The 16,341-nt window shown below is 58.2% G+C and carries 19 protein-coding genes; 15 read left to right on the forward strand and 4 right to left on the reverse strand.

From position 1 onward, the window contains the following. Nucleotides 1–118 precede the first annotated feature (118 nt). Nucleotides 119–925 (reverse strand): lytic transglycosylase domain-containing protein, encoded by an 807-nt coding sequence (locus tag QPJ95_RS03015; protein WP_270918342.1) that lies wholly within the window; start codon nucleotides 923–925, stop codon nucleotides 119–121. 352 nt (nucleotides 926–1,277) lie between these two features. Between QPJ95_RS03015 and QPJ95_RS03020 the strand changes: the two genes are divergently transcribed. From QPJ95_RS03020 to QPJ95_RS03080, 13 genes are all read left to right on the forward strand, one after another. Next, the gene (locus QPJ95_RS03020) at nucleotides 1,278–1,466 is read left to right on the forward strand and encodes a hypothetical protein (RefSeq protein WP_270918343.1); all 189 of its coding nucleotides are present in this window, start codon (nucleotides 1,278–1,280) and stop codon (nucleotides 1,464–1,466) included. 91 nt (nucleotides 1,467–1,557) lie between these two features. Continuing rightward, entirely contained in the window at nucleotides 1,558–1,734 is a 177-nt protein-coding gene (locus QPJ95_RS03025) for a hypothetical protein (protein ID WP_270918344.1), read from the forward strand. A gap of 125 nt (nucleotides 1,735–1,859) precedes the next feature. Beyond that, complete coding sequence (gene cpaB / locus QPJ95_RS03030; RefSeq protein WP_270918345.1) at nucleotides 1,860–2,720, forward strand: Flp pilus assembly protein CpaB; 861 nt, start codon at nucleotides 1,860–1,862, stop codon at nucleotides 2,718–2,720. 213 nt (nucleotides 2,721–2,933) lie between these two features. Continuing rightward, nucleotides 2,934–4,322: a type II and III secretion system protein family protein gene (locus tag QPJ95_RS03035; protein WP_270918346.1), complete on the forward strand. Its 1,389-nt coding sequence runs from the start codon at nucleotides 2,934–2,936 to the stop codon at nucleotides 4,320–4,322. A gap of 15 nt (nucleotides 4,323–4,337) precedes the next feature. Next, on the forward strand, nucleotides 4,338–4,964 hold the full coding sequence (locus tag QPJ95_RS03040; RefSeq protein ID WP_270918347.1) for an OmpA family protein: 627 nt from the start codon (nucleotides 4,338–4,340) through the stop codon (nucleotides 4,962–4,964). A 169-nt stretch (nucleotides 4,965–5,133) separates the two neighbouring features. After that, the gene (locus tag QPJ95_RS03045; protein WP_270918348.1) at nucleotides 5,134–6,372 is read left to right on the forward strand and encodes an AAA family ATPase; all 1,239 of its coding nucleotides are present in this window, start codon (nucleotides 5,134–5,136) and stop codon (nucleotides 6,370–6,372) included. A 25-nt stretch (nucleotides 6,373–6,397) separates the two neighbouring features. Next, the gene (locus QPJ95_RS03050) at nucleotides 6,398–7,861 is read left to right on the forward strand and encodes a CpaF family protein (protein ID WP_270918349.1); all 1,464 of its coding nucleotides are present in this window, start codon (nucleotides 6,398–6,400) and stop codon (nucleotides 7,859–7,861) included. Next, nucleotides 7,861–8,829 (forward strand): type II secretion system F family protein, encoded by a 969-nt coding sequence (locus QPJ95_RS03055; RefSeq protein ID WP_270918350.1) that lies wholly within the window; start codon nucleotides 7,861–7,863, stop codon nucleotides 8,827–8,829. The genes QPJ95_RS03050 and QPJ95_RS03055 overlap by 1 nt, the downstream gene beginning before the upstream one ends. 13 nt (nucleotides 8,830–8,842) lie before the next feature. Then, the gene (locus QPJ95_RS03060) at nucleotides 8,843–9,823 is read left to right on the forward strand and encodes a type II secretion system F family protein (protein ID WP_270918351.1); all 981 of its coding nucleotides are present in this window, start codon (nucleotides 8,843–8,845) and stop codon (nucleotides 9,821–9,823) included. A 2-nt stretch (nucleotides 9,824–9,825) separates the two neighbouring features. After that, the gene (locus tag QPJ95_RS03065; RefSeq protein WP_270918352.1) at nucleotides 9,826–10,410 is read left to right on the forward strand and encodes a tetratricopeptide repeat protein; all 585 of its coding nucleotides are present in this window, start codon (nucleotides 9,826–9,828) and stop codon (nucleotides 10,408–10,410) included. A gap of 28 nt (nucleotides 10,411–10,438) precedes the next feature. Further along, nucleotides 10,439–11,287, forward strand: a complete 849-nt coding sequence (locus QPJ95_RS03070; protein ID WP_270918353.1) for a tetratricopeptide repeat protein — start codon at nucleotides 10,439–10,441, stop codon at nucleotides 11,285–11,287. A gap of 9 nt (nucleotides 11,288–11,296) precedes the next feature. After that, nucleotides 11,297–11,791, forward strand: coding sequence for a prepilin peptidase (locus QPJ95_RS03075; protein WP_270918403.1), 495 nt, complete (start codon nucleotides 11,297–11,299; stop codon nucleotides 11,789–11,791). 190 nt (nucleotides 11,792–11,981) lie between these two features. Beyond that, nucleotides 11,982–13,289: a P-loop NTPase family protein gene (locus QPJ95_RS03080; protein WP_270918354.1), complete on the forward strand. Its 1,308-nt coding sequence runs from the start codon at nucleotides 11,982–11,984 to the stop codon at nucleotides 13,287–13,289. A gap of 42 nt (nucleotides 13,290–13,331) precedes the next feature. On the opposite strand, the gene QPJ95_RS03085 is transcribed toward QPJ95_RS03080, so the two are convergent. Then, nucleotides 13,332–13,811: a DUF4405 domain-containing protein gene (locus QPJ95_RS03085; protein WP_270918355.1), complete on the reverse strand. Its 480-nt coding sequence runs from the start codon at nucleotides 13,809–13,811 to the stop codon at nucleotides 13,332–13,334. 296 nt (nucleotides 13,812–14,107) lie between these two features. Between QPJ95_RS03085 and QPJ95_RS03090 the strand changes: the two genes are divergently transcribed. Then, entirely contained in the window at nucleotides 14,108–14,515 is a 408-nt protein-coding gene (locus QPJ95_RS03090; protein WP_270918404.1) for a PaaI family thioesterase, read from the forward strand. Between the two features lie 51 nt (nucleotides 14,516–14,566). Continuing rightward, nucleotides 14,567–14,953 carry a hypothetical protein gene (locus QPJ95_RS03095; protein ID WP_270918356.1) on the forward strand — a complete coding sequence of 129 codons (387 nt, stop codon included), beginning with the start codon at nucleotides 14,567–14,569 and terminating at the stop codon, nucleotides 14,951–14,953. Between the two features lie 94 nt (nucleotides 14,954–15,047). Here the strand turns inward: QPJ95_RS03095 and folD are convergent, their stop codons facing one another. Together folD and QPJ95_RS03105 are read right to left on the reverse strand one after the other, a co-directional pair. Then, entirely contained in the window at nucleotides 15,048–15,965 is a 918-nt protein-coding gene (gene folD / locus QPJ95_RS03100; RefSeq protein ID WP_270918357.1) for a bifunctional methylenetetrahydrofolate dehydrogenase/methenyltetrahydrofolate cyclohydrolase FolD, read from the reverse strand. A gap of 39 nt (nucleotides 15,966–16,004) precedes the next feature. Then, nucleotides 16,005–16,310, reverse strand: a complete 306-nt coding sequence (locus tag QPJ95_RS03105) for a chorismate mutase (RefSeq protein WP_270918358.1) — start codon at nucleotides 16,308–16,310, stop codon at nucleotides 16,005–16,007. Nucleotides 16,311–16,341: the final 31 nt, after the last annotated feature.

Here is a 16,341-nt window from a genome sequence, read left to right on the forward strand (position 1 = left end):
AAGCAATGTGAGGGTGATGCGGATCGCGTCTGGCGAAATTATGGCAACGTCTAGCCATTTAAGTGAACCACTGGGGAAATAACCGGGCAACGCTCTTCGCACCACCATCCAGCTGTTGTTAGTTCATCGTCCGGAACACACATCCATCGGAAATCAACTGGGGTGGCGTCAGGCACAGGCCCTTGGCCACCTGAAAGGCCGCCAGCACCAAGGGCACGTAATCGCGGGTCTCGGCAAAGGGCGGCACCCCCTGATGGCTCTGCACTGATCCCGCGCCGGCATTATAGCCGGCCAGCACCAGCATCGGATCGCCGCCAAACTCCTCCATCAGCCAGTCCAGATAGCGGACACCGCCCTGAATGTTCTGCTGTGCAGCCAACGCATCACTCACATCAAACCGTGCAGCGGTCTCTGGCATCAGCTGCATCAACCCCTGCGCCCCGGCGGCACTGACCGCCTCCACCTGCCCCGCCGATTCCACCGCAATCACCGCCAGAATCAGCGCCGGTGATACTTTGGTGCCAATGCTGGCAGTCAGAATCGAGATCCCCTGCGCGCCCGCAATGTCCTGCATCAGTTGCAACCGCGGCGCGGTCACCGGCTCGCCCCCTGCCAGAACCATCAGAGCCTGCTCCAGCCGACCCGGCCCCGAAGCCGCCAGATCAGGCGAGACCTGTTCCCAGAACCAGCCATACCGCCCTACGGGCTGCTCCACATCGCCATCACCTGTCGCTGCCGGGCTATCCGCCACAGCAACCGGTGCCTGCGGCGGCTCTATCTGTATGGTTATTCTGTTCCCGCTACCCGGTTGCGGTGGCCGCACCCGTTTTGCCTCAAAACTCGGAAAGGGCGCCGGCGTCTCAGCCAGCCCCCAGACCGGAATGGACAGAGCAATCACTGCCAAAGACGCAATTCGAAGAAACATGGGCCCGCCTTGATGATAATTTTTAACAAATTATCAAGGATTGCAGCCAAAAAACCAGAACTTACGGCCGAATTCTGGCGATACCGCCACAATTGCCACTCCCCGCCCCACCTCTGCCTTGAATATTTATGATAAATGAATAATCAAATCATTAACTTTCAATGCCTTAGCCTAGATATTGTCAAAGAGTTAAACTAAGGCGTCAGAGTCCAGATTTTGGCCCAAATGCTGCCACGCTCAAAGGGGTATAAGTGTTCATACCAAGTCGAACGGAGCTTCGCAGGAGAGAGCAGGCTCACACCACGGACGGCAAGGTGGAAACAAAACTTTTAGATCCCTGGAGGGACACTCAATGATTAAATTCTTCAAAAACTTCCGCAAAGACGAAGCTGGCGCCGTGACTGTTGACTGGGTTGTTCTGACCGCCGCTGTTGCCGCTCTGGCCGGCGTTGTTTACACCTCGATCGAAACTGGCGCTTCCGACCTGACCTCACAGACAGGTACATACCTGTCGGGTAAAGGTCCAGTAGACCCGGTCTAATTCGCCAGTCTTAGTGGTATAAGTTTTGGGGCCGCGTCTTTGATCCAAAGACGCGGCCCTTTGCCCAGGAACACTCAAACCGAGGTTCGCAATGAATAAATTTAAGTCATTTTTCAAAGGTGATGACGGTGCCGTCACGGTTGATTGGGTGGTCCTTACCGCTGCGATCGTTGGCCTGGTCGTTCTGATTGCCTCAGCGATGCAAGACGGTGCGCTTGGACTGGCCGATGGATTGGCAAGCTATATGTCGAACTGGTCTTTCAGCTGACCTCCCCATTTGGGTCCGCCCCGCCGCAACGGCGGTGCATCATCTAAACCGATTACTCAGATTCGAGTGATATAGCTTTCGAAACCGCCATCGGCATCCTGGCGACCCCAAAGAGAGGTAACACAATGCGCGCAGTTTTCGGACTGGTTTTGATTGTCGGTCTCGCCCTGGCAGGCAGCGCGGTGATGATGGCCAAGAATTACATAGCCAAGTACCAATATGCCCTGGCCCAGGCCAATGCACAGAAGGTTGAGAATATCGCAACCGTCGATGTGTTTGTTGCCAACCGCGCGTTGAAATACGGTGAACGGCTGACCCAGGACGCGGTGCGACTGGTGCAATGGCCCCAAGACAGCCTTCCCGAGGGCACATATTCCACCCTGGAAGCCCTGTTCCCGCCAGAGTTCAAAGGCGAGTTCCGGGTTGTGTTGCGCACGGTCGAGCCAAACGAGGCTGTTCTTGCCGTAAAAATCACCAAACCCGGCGAGGATGCGGGCATTACCTCGCGCCTGAAACGCGGCATGCGGGCCTTTGCCATCAAGGTTGATGTTTCGTCCGGGGTGTCTGGATTTTTGCGCCCAGGCGACCGGGTCGACGTCTATTGGACAGGCAGTCTCGGTCAGGCCGATGAGCGCCGCAGCGGTGAGCTGACCCGTTTGATCCAGGCCAATATCGAACTGATTGCCATCGACCAGAGCGCTGGCGGTGACATTGACAGTGCCAGCATTGCCCGCACGGTGACCGTATCGGCACTGCCCAAACAGGTGGCCGCACTGGCCCAGGCCCAGACCACCGGGCGGTTGTCGCTCTCCCTGGTTGGCGCCGGCGATGATACAATTGCCTCCTTTGTCGAAGTGGATCAACGCTCTCTGCTGGGGTTGGGCGAACGTGTGGCAGCCCCGGAACGAGAGACCGAACGGGTCTGTACCATCCGCACCCGCCGTGGCGCCGAAGTGGTGGAAATCCCGATCCCCTGCAGCAACTAGGCCGCTCCCCGGGCCGGAGCGGAGGCTGCACGAGACCTGCCATATGAAAGCCGCTCATCCTGGGCGGCTTTTTCGCATCTCTGTTGCTCAGTCCACACAATGCGGCGGGCTTCGCAGCCAATGATTCTTGCTAATATCGGCAAACTGATCCACAGTACGACAAAAGACGGGCAAAAGACCCGACAACGAGGCGTGATCCGAGAGGCAGGTCACATGGCATTTAGAACGACATTAGCAGCAGCCCTAACCGGGGTTGCTTTGATTTGCACACCGGTCGCGGATACCGCCTGGGCCGAAGGTCTGCGGGTTGTCAAAAAGGGCACCGCCACCAAGCTTGCGGTGCCAATGAACCGGGCGGTGGTGGTCGAAAGCGACGTTCCCTTCTCGGAACTCAGCATTGCCAACCCCGGAATTGCAGATATTTCGTCGCTGTCGGACCGCACCATCTATGTATTGGGCAAGTCGCCCGGCGTGACCACGCTCACCCTGCTGGACGCCACCGGCCGCTTGATCACCAATGTTGACGTGCATGTCGCTGCTGATGTCAGCGAATTCAAGGAACGGCTGCGGCAGATCCTTCCCGATGAGAAAATCGAAGTGCGCACCGCCAATGATGGCATTGTGCTGTCCGGTACCGTGTCCAGCGCCGCCCGCCTGCAACGGGCGATGGATCTCGCCGAACGCTATGCCCCCGAGCGGGTGTCAAACCTGATGTCCGTTGGTGGCGTGCAGCAAGTGATGCTCAAGGTTCGCTTTGCTGAGATGCAGCGTTCGGTGTCCAAATCACTCAGCTCATCCATTGCGCTGGGTGGCACTAGCTTTGCTGCCAAAACGGGTACTTGGCTGCAAAACGGGAATGGTCTCGGCACTCCAGTGACTCCGCAGGACGGAACCCTTGGCACGGTCTTATTCGGTTTTGACATCGGATCGACCCAGGTTGGCCTGCTGCTGGAAGCGTTGGAACAAAAAGGCATGGTCCGCACCCTGGCGGAGCCCAATCTGGCGGCCCTGTCCGGCCAAGAGGCAAAGTTCCTGGCGGGCGGCGAATACCCGGTGCCGGTGGCGCAAGAAGACGGCGTGACCACGATCGAGTTCAAGCCTTTCGGCATCGAAATGAACTTTATTCCGCGTGTCATCGACGGCGACCTCATCAATCTAGAGCTCGTCACCGCTGTCTCGGCGATCGACACCACCAATTCAATAAATGTGAGTGGCCTATCGGTTGCTGCTTTTTCGCGCCGCGAGGCATCCACAACTGTTGAAATGCGCGATGGTGAAAGCTTTGCCATTGCAGGCCTGATCCAGGATGATTTCCTAGACAATAGCGCCCAACTGCCCTGGATCGGCGATGTTCCCATTCTGGGGGCGCTGTTCCGCAGCGCCGACTATCAACGCAACCAAACCGAACTGGTGGTCATTATCAGCGCCCATCTGGTCACCCCCACACGCGGCGAGGCGCTGAGCCTGCCGACGGACCGGGTCAAACCGCCCAGCGAAAATGACCTGTTCCTGTTTGGGCGTATATCGCGGAACCAGGATGGCCCGGCCGGTGAAATTGCCCGACAAGACTTCAGCGGCTCCTATGGCTATGTGTTGGACTAATAAAGGATGGCACAGATGATTAAGAAAGCAGCGATATTCGGACTGTGCCTGACGGCCGCCGCCTGCGAAAACGAAGCCGGCGGCGAGCTGCAGCGGGCGAGTTTTGGCAGTGCCACGCTGAACAACGCGCTGGTGATGAGCGGTGATCGGTCTTATGCGGTGCAACTGGCCAACCGTTTTGCCCTGGAAGTTCCGCCCACCATCAACTTTGACTTTGACAGTGCCAGCCTGGATGCCAACTCCCGTGCGGTGCTGGACCGCCAGGCGACCTGGATCAAACAGTTCCCCGAGGTGCGCTTTCGCGTTTACGGCCACACCGATTCAGTCGGATCATCCGGCTATAATAAATCGCTGGGCCTGCGCCGGGCGCGGGCTGCGGTGAGCTATCTGTCGTCGCGTGGCATCAGCCGGTCCCGTCTGGAAGCCGTTGTTTCACATGGCGAAACACAGCCTTTGATCGTCACTCAAGGGCGTGAACGTCAAAACCGGCGAACCGTAACCGAGGTCTCGGGGTTTCTGGAAACCCCCCCCTCGCTGCTGGACGGAAAATACGCTCAGGTGGTCTATCGCGAGTATATCGAAAGCGCAGTACCTACTTCAACACTGACTTCTGAACGGTCAATTGCCACTGTCGCTGAATAAACTAGGCGTCACGCGACTGTTTAGCATTTCCCAACTATTGGGGCATTTTGGCCCCACTATCGCCTGATTTGCCACCCACATTATCCCCAACAGGTGACGTGCGCCGACTGAGTCGCACGTAGGAACGGACGGGTGAAACCTGCCGTTTCCCGCAACGAGGATAATGGCAATGAGCAGTGTAACGCCGCAACCAGAGACCAACGCAATTGTCGCCTGCACCGTCAGCCGCGACGTGCAGAACTTCGATTTGCTGATCGAAGACATGGAAACCACAATGGGCGAAAGCTGGGGCGATCTTGGCTTTGCCGAGGCGCTGGCGTTTTTCAACCAGCCCGAAGCGGAAGCGCTGGAATTTATCGCGCTGGCCATTGATGGCAACGATGAGGACAATCTGGTGCTGATGGGAGAAATCATCTCTCAGGCCAAGTCCCGCGATATCAAAGTGATCCTGATTGCCGAAGACGTCACCCCCGCCTCGCTGCACCAGTTGCTGCGCCAGGGCGCCGATGAATTTGTCCCCTACCCGCTTCCCGAACAGGAACTGCAGGCCGCGATTGAGCGGGTGACCACGCCTGCTCCGGGACCGCAAGCCGCCAAGCCCAATCCGCATCAACTGCAATCCGGCAGTGCCCGCGAAGGCGCCGTGATCGTGTGTCAGGGTCTGGCCGGCGGCTCGGGCTCAACCACGCTGGCGGTCAATCTGGCCTGGGAACTGGCCGAGCTGAGCGAGCACGATAAACCAAGCGTCTGCCTGTTGGATTTCGATCTGCAGCACGGCTCGGTGGCCACCTATCTGGACCTGCCCCGCCGTGAGATCGTCATGGAGATGCTGGGCCAGATTGATGACATGGATGCCGAGATGTTTGGCCAGGCGCTGCTGTCGTTCCAGGACAAGCTGCAGGTTCTGACCGCGCCCTCTGAAATGGTGCCGCTGGATTTCTTTTCAGCCGAGGACATCGAACGCATTGTTGGTATGGCGCGCAGCCATTTCGACTTTGTGGTGATCGACCTGCCGCGCACCCTGGTGCAATGGTCAGAAAGCGTTCTCAACATGGCGCATGTCTATTTTGCACTGATTGAGCTCGACATGCGCTCGGCGCAGAATGCCCTGCGGATGAAACGGGCATTGCAATCCGAAGAGCTGCCATTCGAGAAGCTGCGTTTCACCCTGAACCGGGCCCCCAAATTCACCGACCTGAGCGGCAAGAGCCGGGTCAAGCGGATGGCTGAATCCCTCGGCATCTCAATTGATCTGCAATTGCCGGATGGTGGCAAGCCGGTGACCCAATGCTGCGATCACGGGCTTCCTCTGGCGATCTCTGCACCCAAGAATCCGCTGCGCAAGGAAATTGCCAAACTGGCTCTGTCCCTTCACGAGTTGGGCCAGCAAGACGTTGCCGCAGCCTGATACAAATCGCCCCTGGAGGTCGTAAATGTTTTCCAAATACAAAAAAAATTCTGCGGCAGCGACGCCGGCAGGCAAGGTCTCCAGACTGAAGGCCGCCAAACCAGCCGAGGTGATAACCCCTAAAGCAGCGGCCAATCAAAGCGCCTCCCTGCGCCGACCGATGCCCTTAACCGCTGACGAATCTGCCCCTCAGGACAAGGAACGCAAGCGCAAGGAACGGCTAGGCGAGATCAAGATCCAGCTGCACCGCGAACTGTTGGAACAGCTGAACCTGGCCGCCCTGGAAACCGCCAACGAGACCGAACTGCGCGCCGAAATCACCTCTATCGCCACCGAGATTCTGGAAGAAAAGGGCATTGTTCTTAACCGCGACGACCGCCAGACCCTGACCAAAGATCTCTATGACGAGGTCACCGGCCTGGGCCCGCTGGAAATTCTGCTGCGTGACGATACCGTCAACGATATTCTGGTCAATGGCCCGCAACAGGTGTTTGTTGAGCGCGACGGCAAGCTACAGCTCAGTGATGTCACCTTTAAGGACGAAAAGCATCTTCTTAGGATCATTGATAAAATCGTCTCTGCCGTGGGGCGTCGCGTCGATGAATCCAATCCTTATGTTGATGCCCGGCTGGCCGATGGCTCGCGCTTTAACGCGATGGTGCCGCCGATTGCAGTGGATGGATCGCTGGTTTCGATCCGAAAGTTTAAAAAAGACAAGTTGGGCATCGATGACTTGGTGAATTTCGGGGCTTTCACCGAGGAAATGGCTGCATATCTGCAAGCGGCGGTGGCCACCCGGCTCAACATTGTCGTCTCGGGCGGCACCGGATCGGGTAAAACAACCGCGCTGAACGCCCTGTCCAGTTTCATTGACAACGCCGAACGCATCCTGACCATCGAAGACACCGCGGAGCTTCAGTTGCAACAGACCCACGTCGGCCGGATGGAAAGCCGCCCGCCCAACGTCGAGGGCAAGGGCGAAGTCTCGCCCCGGGATTGTCTGAAAAACGCCCTGCGGATGCGCCCCGACCGCATCATCGTCGGCGAGACCCGCGGCGAGGAAGTCATCGACATGTTGCAGGCGATGAACACGGGCCACGACGGATCCATGACCACCATCCACGCCAACTCGGCCCGCGATGGGGTCAGCCGCCTGGAGAACATGATTGCGATGTCCGGTATTGAAATGCCGCTCAAGGCGGTCCGCAGTCAGATTTCCTCGGCGGTGAACCTGATCGTACAGGTCTCACGGCTGCAGGATGGCTCGCGCCGCATGACCTCGATCACCGAAATCACCGGCATGGAGGGCGACGTGATCTCGATGCAGGAAATCTTTCGCTACCAGCGCGTTGGCCTGACCCCCGAAAACAAGATCATCGGCCATTTCACCGCCACTGGCGTGCGCAGCCACTTTTCGGAACGCTTCCGCATGTGGGGCTATGACTTACCGGGCGCGATTTACGAGCCCACCACGATGGAGGCACACTGATGGAACTGAGCGCAGAACCCATTATCTATGGTCTGATTTTTGTCGGCGTGCTGGTGCTGGTCGAGGGCCTGTATCTGGTGGCCTTTGGCAAATCCATCAGCCTCAACAGCCGCGTCAACCGCCGCTTGGAAATGCTCGACAAGGGCGGCAATCGCGAACAGGTGCTGGACCAGCTGCGCAAGGAAATGCAGCAGCACATGAAGTCGCAGTCGATCCCGCTGTATTCACTGCTGGCCGAAAAGGCACAGAAGGCAGCAATTGCCTTTTCACCCCGGCAGTTGGTCATGATCATGGGCGGCCTGGCAGCGCTGGCCTTTGTCGGCCTGAGCATCGGCACCGAAACCCAATTGCCACTGCGCATCCTGGGCTCTGTCATCATCGGCGTCGCGGCGGTGTTCATGTGGGTCAACAACAAGGCCAAGAAACGCATGTCGATGATCGAAGAGCAGCTGCCCGACGCAGTTGAACTGATTGTCCGCAGCCTGCGGGTCGGGCACCCGTTTATGGCCGCGATTCAAATGGTTGCCAAAGAGGTCAGTGATCCGCTGGGCACTGAATTCGGCATGATCGCTGACGAAAGCGCCTATGGGCGGGATATCGGCGAGGCGCTCAAGGAGATGGCAGAACGGCTGGACATGCAGGATATGCGCTTCCTGGCAGTGGCGGTGACCATCCAGGCCCAGTCTGGTGGTAACCTGGCCGAAGTCCTGAGCGGTTTGGCCAAGGTGATCCGGGCCCGGTTCCGCCTGTTCCGCCGGGTCAAAGCCATCACCGCCGAGGCCCAATGGTCGGGCAAGTTCCTGTCGGCCTTTCCGCTGCTGGCCTTGATGGGCACTCTGGCCAAGGATCCGCAATTTTATGACGACGTGCTGGACCACCCCTACTTCATTCCCTGCTGTTTCATTGTTGGGATAATGCTGACCGTCAATCTTTTCGTCATGCGCGCGCTGACCAATATCAAAGTATGAGAGAGCTCCGGACATGGAACTGCTGACCAATATAAACACCTTCCTGACAGAACAGCTGGGCGACTTTGGCCCGTTGCTGGTGATCGGTCTGCTGGGCCTGTTCATGATCCTGCTGACCGTGCCGCTGTTAATGAACCAACGCGAAGATCCATTGGCCAAGCTGAAGAAAAACAGCCACTCCGACAGCGGCGGAAAACCGCAAAAGGAACGCCTGCGCCAGGGCAACCGCAACGAGCAGCTAAAGAAATTCGCCAGCTTCCTTGAGCCGCAAGACGCCGACGAACTCTCGGCGATGGAGCTGAAACTGCGTCAGGCGGGCTATAAGTCCAAGGACTCGGTTCGGTTTTTCCATTTTGCCCAATTTGCGCTTGGCATACTGGGTCTTATTCTGGGGTTGGTCTTTGTCTATGTGCTGAATGGCGATACCGAATATGACGGCCAGCAGATGATGATCCGCATCATCGGGCCTGGCGGGGCCGGCTATATGCTGCCCAAATACTGGATCACCCGTCGCATCGCCGAGCGCCAGGAGCAGATCACCGCCGGCTTTCCCGACTCGCTGGACCTGATGCTGGTCTGCGTCGAGGCCGGGCAATCGCTGGATCAGTCCATCGTCCGCGTCGCCAAGGAACTGCACGCCTCTTATCCCGACCTGGCGGAGGAATTTGATATCGTTGCCTATGAGATGAAGGCGGGCAAGGACAAGGACAAGGTTCTGCGCGATATGGCCACACGCTGTGATGTCCCGGATCTGAGCTCCTTTGTCACCGTGATGATCCAATCGGCCACCTTCGGCACCTCGATCGCCGATGCGTTGCGGGTCTATGCGGCTGAAATGCGGGATAAACGGGTGATGCGGGCAGAAGAGGCCGCAAACAAGTTGCCAACCAAAATGACCCTTGCCACAATGGGGCTGACGCTGCCGCCACTGCTGATCATCCTGGTCGGCCCGTCGATGAAGAACATCGAGAATTTGGGCAACACGAGCAACTAGATATGAAACCAACCAGTGGGGCCTTTCCCGCCCTGTTTCGCAACACCCTGATCGCCATTGCTGCCAGCGCAGTGATGGCGTCTTGCACAGCTGAGACAGTGGATCCCACCAACCCCTGGGCGCCGGGGGTGGATTATAGCAGCAAGGCCGAAGACGGGCTGCAAGTTGGCCACCGATTGATGGCAGCCCAGCAATACGAACTGGCCCTGGAGGCCTTTACCCGCGCGGCGCTGGATCATGGCATGACCGGCGAGGTGCTGTCCAGCCTGGGCACCGCCAATCTGGGTCTGGGCCGTCTTGGCCAGGCCGAAACCCTGTTGCGGCGCGCCGTCAAAGCAGAGCCCGACTGGCCTGAGGCGATGAATAATCTTGGTGTAGTGCTGATGGAACAGGGCAACTATGCCGAGGCCGAGCAGGTTTTGCGGCGGGCCTATGCGCTGGACAATGGCGAAAGTGACCCAATCCGCGAGAATCTACTCTTGGCACTCGCAAATTTGGATAATTCTGCTATTAATGCTGGACAAAACCAAGACTATGAATTGGTGCAGCGCGGCCGTGGCAACATTCTGATCCGCCAGACACCATGACGATGGCAGAGCAGTAAAGGACGCAAAAATGCGCCAAGTATTTCTTGTATCGGCATGTCTGGCCGGGGGTTTTTTCCTGTCAGCCTGCGCCAATGACGACGCTGGAACCGTTGAACGTGCCTTTCAGGACGTCAATGTGGTTGACGAAACAGATCTCAACGATGTGATGCTGACCGCCGCCGACCCCAATGAGGCCGTGAGCTATTTCACCCGCTCGCTGGAGGGCAACGCCGACCGTATTGATCTGCAACGCGGGCTGGCCATATCTTTGGTGCGGGCCAAGCGCAATATCGAGGCCGTCGCCAGCTGGAAGAAAGTCAACGCTCTGCCGGGAGCGACCAATGCCGACATGGTTGGCCTGGCTGATGCGCTGATCCGCACCGGTGCTTGGGACGCTGCCAAGGTTGCCCTGGACAAGGTGCCGCCAACCCACGAGACATTTAGGCGATATCGGCTTGAGGCCATGGTGGCGGATGCCAACAAGGAATGGGAAAAATCCGACAGCTTTTATGAAATTGCGGTATCGCTGACCACCCGCCCGGCTGGCGTGATGAACAATTGGGGCTATTCCAAACTGACCCGTGGCGACTACGGCGATGCCGAACGGCTGTTTGGCGAGGCCATCCGCCAGGACCAGTCCCTGTTTACCGCCAAGAACAACCTGGTTCTGGCCCGCGGCGCACAGCGCAACTATAGCCTGCCAGTGATCCCGATGGGACAGATCGAACGGGCTCAGCTGCTGCACACCATGGCTTTGGCGGCCATCAAGCAGGGTGATGTCTCGACCGGCGAAGGCCTGCTCCGCGAGGCCATCAGCACCCACCCGCAACATTTTGAAGAAGCAGTGCGCGCCCTGCGTGCCCTGGAAGGCGCCTAGATCATGTTGTTGGCTATCCCGGCCCATGCAGCACTGTGGTTTCTGCCCTTTGTGCTGCCGATCTGCTATGCTATTGCGCTAACCGATCTGCGCGGCATGCGAATACCCAACTGGGCGGTGGATCTGCTGGCGGTGGTCTTCATCGTCGTCGGTCCCTTTCTGATGAACTGGACCGATTACGGCTGGCAATTGCTACACCTGCCGATCGGCGTCGGCCTGGGGTTTCTGTTCTACAGCGCCGGCATGATCGGCGCCGGCGATGCCAAATTCGCCGGCGCGGCGGCGCCGCTGGTTGCCTTTGGAGACATGCGGTTCATTCTGTTGATTTTTGCCGCCAATCTACTGGCCGGCTTTGCCACCCACCGCATTGCCAAACACACCCCCCTGCGACGATTGGCCCCCGAATGGCAAAGCTGGGACGTCGGGAAGAAATTCCCCATGGGCCTGTGTCTGGGCGGCACATTGGCGATCTATCTGATCCTCGGCGCCTGTTTCGGCAGATAGAATAACAGCAGACCGCGCTGTCCAACCGCGCCCCCGGCGGCGTCTCTGGCTTGCCGCCGCGCAACAACCGCCGAATTGCTGCAGCTTTGCCCCGCTCTTGCCACAGTGCTGAACAAAACTGTTGCACAACCGCGCCTGTCCGATCTGGAGGGGGGTGCATCATGCAGCGTCCAGCAACAGGCCTTTATCCATGAACATGCAGACCTCTCACGTGATGGCCCCGCCTGCCCCCAAGGGGCTGACACAAATGCAGCTACCGCCGGTGATGATGCGCGATATCCTGCTGAAAACCATCTTTCGCAAAAACGTCGATATGGTTACCGACATCGCCGCTGCGATCTGCCTGCCGATCTCTGTCACCCAAGAGCTGGTTGATATTGCCCGCGGCCAGAAACTGCTGGAGGCCACCGGCACGCTGAACGCCAACAACGGCAATGAAATGGGCTATCAGCTGACCGATGCGGGCAAGGCCCGTGCTCTGGACGCGCTGCAGCAGTCGGAATATTTCGGCGCCATGCCGGTGCCGCTGGATGTCTACCGCGAACAGGTGAAACGCCAGTCGATCCGCAATATCCGGGTCACCCGCGACCAGTTGACCAATGCAATGGGCCATCTGGTGCTGCCAAACAGCCTGCTGGACCACCTCGGCCCGGCAGTCAGCGCCGGCCGGTCCATTCTTATGTACGGCCCTCCCGGCAATGGTAAATCCTCGATCTCCAACGGCATTCGCGATGCTTTGGGGGATCAGGTCTATGTGCCGCGCGCAATTGAATACGCAGGCCAGGTGATCACTGTCTATGACCCCATCGTGCATACCGAGGTGGAACAGGTTCAGGACGATCCAAACGCCCTGCGCCGCTCACGCCGCTTTGACAGCCGTTATGTCTGCTGTCAGCGCCCCACTGTGGTCACCGGCGGCGAGCTGTCCCTGTCGATGCTGGATCTGGTCTATAACCCCACCGCCCGCACCTATCAGGCACCGCTGCAGCTGAAATCAACCGGCGGCATCTTCATCGTCGATGACCTTGGCCGTCAGGCTGAATCGCCACAGGCGCTGATCAACCGCTGGATTGTTCCGCTCGAGGAAAGCAAAGATATCCTGGCGCTGCAATCGGGTGAAAAATTCGAGGTGCCGTTTGACACTCTGGTGATCTTTTCCACCAACTTTCACCCCAACGAGATTTTTGATACCGCGGCGCTGCGGCGGATCTTCTTCAAGATCAAGATCGACGGTCCCAGTCAGGAAAACTTCCTGAAGATCTTTGCCCTGGTGGCCCGCAAGAAAGGCATGGCGCTGGACGAGGCGACCCTAGTCCACCTGCTGAAACACAAATACCCGACCATCGACAATATCTACGCCAATTATCAGCCGGTGTTCCTGATCGACCAGATGATCGCCATCTGCGAATTCGAGGGCATCCCCTATCAGATGTCCCCCGAGCTGATCGACCGCGCCTGGGCCAACATGTTCGTCAAGGACGAGGTGATTGTGAAGTGACGACAAGGGGCCCGTTTCTGGGCCCCATGCCTTTTGTCCCCGTTAGAAAAGCGTTTGAATGACCCTGCGTTGCAGCTCCTGATCACCCTGCGTAAGTGCAGGCATTGTCATGCCTTCCTCGGCGGTGATCCCGACCCCCTTCAGCCGTTGCAGACCGTCCTCCAGCGACAAGCCACTGACGGCAATCACGGTCTCGATATTCGCCTGGCCAATGCCCCGCATGACCATATGAGCCGGATTTCCACCGCCGCCGCCACCGGATATCGGAATGAACGACAGTGCCAATACCACCGCACAGGCCCCCATGATGGCGCGTGCCAGTGGCTGTTTGAAATAGGTGCCAAAGGCGCGCCAGTTCATAACCAGATGCACAATCACCGCCGCCAACAGCACCCAACCGGCCCATTCATGCACCTCCTGGATTAGTCCGAATTTCAGACGAAAGAACATCAAAGTGCCTGAAACAGCCATGATCACAAAGCTGCCAATGGTCAAAGGCGTTACCCAACTCCGTAGCTTCATTTTCAATATCTCCATTTGCGAAACTCCCCACAACTGAAACGGTTCCCGCGCCGTCTTCCGTCTTAGAAAGACAAAATAATTTCACCTATTTTTGCGCGACTGCAGATTGCCCGGATGGTCCCGCTTTCGGCTGCAATCTTCATTGGTTTTCGGCTCATGACTGGGGGATCCCTCGCCGCCATCGGCAGAACCAGGGTCAGGGTCGCGTCCATGCCAAACGCCGTCACGTTACTCCCCCGAGTGGGGCCAACTTGCCTATACTGCCCGCAACAACACAGGAGCCTCAGATGAGCCAAATGGAAAACCGTATTCGCGACAGCTTTGCCCGCCAGAGCATGATGCAGACCCTTGGTGCCGAAATCACCCAGGTCAGCGACGGCGAAGTGATCATCACCGCCCCGATCCTGCCCGGCAGCCGCCAGCAACACGGCGTCGCCCATGCCGCCCTGACCTTCGCCATCGGCGACACCGCCGCCGGCTATGCCGCCCTGACAAAAATGCCGGATGACCAAGAGGTGATGACCGCCGAGATCAAGATCAACCTGCTCTCCCCCGCCATGGGCGACCAGTTGCGCGCCACCGGCAAGGTCATCAAATCCGGCCGCCGCCTGGTGGTGGTCTCAGCCGAGGTCCACGCCATCACAGGTAACACTGAAAAACTGGTCGCCATTTTGCAGGGCACCATGGTGCCCATTGCACTCTGACCTTTGTGCCCTCACTATCAATATAATTGAAAACCCAAAGATATTTGATAGATGCAAACCCCCAGATCCCCACACCGCTGGCTTGCGGTTGCCTTTGGCTTGATCGCGCTTGGCGCCTGTACCCCGCCGGAAAACAACGCCGTTCAGGAACTCGCCGCCGGCGGTATCGAGGTACAGATCAACACCGGCCGCAATTGCTGGGAGGGGCGCTGCCTTACCTACAACGCCAAGACCCGCAGCGTCCAGATCAGCCCCCACGACCCCATCGCTGTACCCGCAGGTGTTGATCTGACCGATGGCTATGTCAGCCCCACAGATTTCACCGCCCTGATCAAAGCCGCCCAATCGGCACCACGACCCGAGGGCGGCGGGTCCAGCAGTGGCAGTTCGTCAGGTAGCGGCGGTGCAACAGGCGGCGGCAGTGGCTACCAAGATTAAAGCACATCAAAATAAAACAGGGGCGGCTCTCACGAACCGCCCCTGCTTCTTTTTGCCAAAAATACTCAAATCCAGCCCAACAACAAGCGCAGGCTCAGGCGGTCAGCCCCTCCGGCTCAGCCAGACCATTGGCGCGACAACAGGCGGTCACGGTATTGGCCAGCAGGCAGGCAATGGTCATCGGACCAACCCCACCCGGCACCGGCGTGATCGCCCCGGCACGCTCAGAACAACTGACGAAATCAACATCGCCAACCAGACGGGTCTTCACCGACCCATCTTCCTTCAGACCCTTTTCAGGCGCTTCAATACGGTTGATACCCACGTCAATCACAGTGGCACCTTGCTTGATCCAGTCGCCCGGTACCATTTCCGCGCGGCCAACAGCAGCAACAACGATGTCGGCACGACGCACAACATCCGCCAGATCCTTGGTACGGCTATGGGCGATGGTCACGGTGCAGCTATCGCCCAGCAACAGTTGCGCCATCGGCTTGCCAACGATGTTAGAGCGACCAATAACCACCGCATTCAGGCCAGACAGGCTGCCGTGGTGATCACGCAGCATCATCAGGCAACCCAGCGGCGTACAGGGCACCATTGATTTTTGACCAGTGCCCAGCAGACCGACGTTAGAAATATGGAACCCGTCCACATCCTTGGCCGGAGCCACTGAATTGATGATCAGATCTTCGTTCAGATGCTTGGGCAGTGGCAGCTGCACCAGAATACCATGAACAGTTGGGTCGTTGTTCAGCTTATCGATGACCGCCAGCAGATCCGCCTCAGAGGTGTCGGCCTCCAGCTTATGCTCATAGGAGTTCATGCCGACCTCAGTGGTCTGCTTGCCCTTAGCGCGCACATAGACCTGGCTTGCCGGATCTTCACCCACCAGCACCACCGCCAGACCCGGCGTGATGCCGTTCTCGTCCTTCAGGCGGGCAACGTGAGCCGCCACTTTTTCACGCACAGTTGCGGCGAAACCCTTACCGTCGATGATAGTTGCTGCCATTATTCTCTTCCTTTTCCCCAGGCCCAGATCAAAGCCCGCTCATGTTTCCCGGATAACCCGCGCTTCGCGCGCAATCGACCAATCTATCAACTGCCGCCATAAGGTTTCCGCCAAATCGGGGTCCAATCCCCCGGCCCCGGCTGTGTTGCGCACCTTGGTGACCACATCTTCCACCCTCTCAGGTATCCGTGCTGGCCAGCCATTGATTTGTTTTAGCGCAATCGCCCGGTCGATATACTCTGCCCGGGTGGTCAAAAGCGCAATAAGACGCCCATCAAGAGCGTCAATTTCGGCCCTTAACGCGTCCATGTCCCGGCAGTCCTGTGGTGGTGTCAATTGAGTCATGTCTTAAAACTCCTGCGGCCCCGGGTTTCCC

This window comes from Parasedimentitalea psychrophila (assembly GCF_030285785.1).
Classification (GTDB): domain Bacteria; phylum Pseudomonadota; class Alphaproteobacteria; order Rhodobacterales; family Rhodobacteraceae; genus Parasedimentitalea; species Parasedimentitalea psychrophila.

Coding starts and splice junctions, on each gene's coding strand:
- QPJ95_RS03050 (WP_270918349.1), top strand. CDS start 6,398: ATGTTTTCCAAATACAAAAAAAATTCTGCGGCAGCGACGCCGGCAGGC.
- QPJ95_RS03085 (WP_270918355.1), bottom strand. CDS start 13,811: ATGAAGCTACGGAGTTGGGTAACGCCTTTGACCATTGGCAGCTTTGTG.
- QPJ95_RS03070 (WP_270918353.1), top strand. CDS start 10,439: ATGCGCCAAGTATTTCTTGTATCGGCATGTCTGGCCGGGGGTTTTTTC.
- QPJ95_RS03080 (WP_270918354.1), top strand. CDS start 11,982: ATGAACATGCAGACCTCTCACGTGATGGCCCCGCCTGCCCCCAAGGGG.
- QPJ95_RS03055 (WP_270918350.1), top strand. CDS start 7,861: ATGGAACTGAGCGCAGAACCCATTATCTATGGTCTGATTTTTGTCGGC.
- QPJ95_RS03015 (WP_270918342.1), bottom strand. CDS start 925: ATGTTTCTTCGAATTGCGTCTTTGGCAGTGATTGCTCTGTCCATTCCG.
- QPJ95_RS03040 (WP_270918347.1), top strand. CDS start 4,338: ATGATTAAGAAAGCAGCGATATTCGGACTGTGCCTGACGGCCGCCGCC.
- QPJ95_RS03035 (WP_270918346.1), top strand. CDS start 2,934: ATGGCATTTAGAACGACATTAGCAGCAGCCCTAACCGGGGTTGCTTTG.
- QPJ95_RS03090 (WP_270918404.1), top strand. CDS start 14,108: ATGGAAAACCGTATTCGCGACAGCTTTGCCCGCCAGAGCATGATGCAG.
- QPJ95_RS03065 (WP_270918352.1), top strand. CDS start 9,826: ATGAAACCAACCAGTGGGGCCTTTCCCGCCCTGTTTCGCAACACCCTG.
- QPJ95_RS03045 (WP_270918348.1), top strand. CDS start 5,134: ATGAGCAGTGTAACGCCGCAACCAGAGACCAACGCAATTGTCGCCTGC.
- cpaB (WP_270918345.1), top strand. CDS start 1,860: ATGCGCGCAGTTTTCGGACTGGTTTTGATTGTCGGTCTCGCCCTGGCA.
- QPJ95_RS03060 (WP_270918351.1), top strand. CDS start 8,843: ATGGAACTGCTGACCAATATAAACACCTTCCTGACAGAACAGCTGGGC.
- folD (WP_270918357.1), bottom strand. CDS start 15,965: ATGGCAGCAACTATCATCGACGGTAAGGGTTTCGCCGCAACTGTGCGT.
- QPJ95_RS03095 (WP_270918356.1), top strand. CDS start 14,567: ATGCAAACCCCCAGATCCCCACACCGCTGGCTTGCGGTTGCCTTTGGC.
- QPJ95_RS03020 (WP_270918343.1), top strand. CDS start 1,278: ATGATTAAATTCTTCAAAAACTTCCGCAAAGACGAAGCTGGCGCCGTG.
- QPJ95_RS03105 (WP_270918358.1), bottom strand. CDS start 16,310: ATGACTCAATTGACACCACCACAGGACTGCCGGGACATGGACGCGTTA.
- QPJ95_RS03025 (WP_270918344.1), top strand. CDS start 1,558: ATGAATAAATTTAAGTCATTTTTCAAAGGTGATGACGGTGCCGTCACG.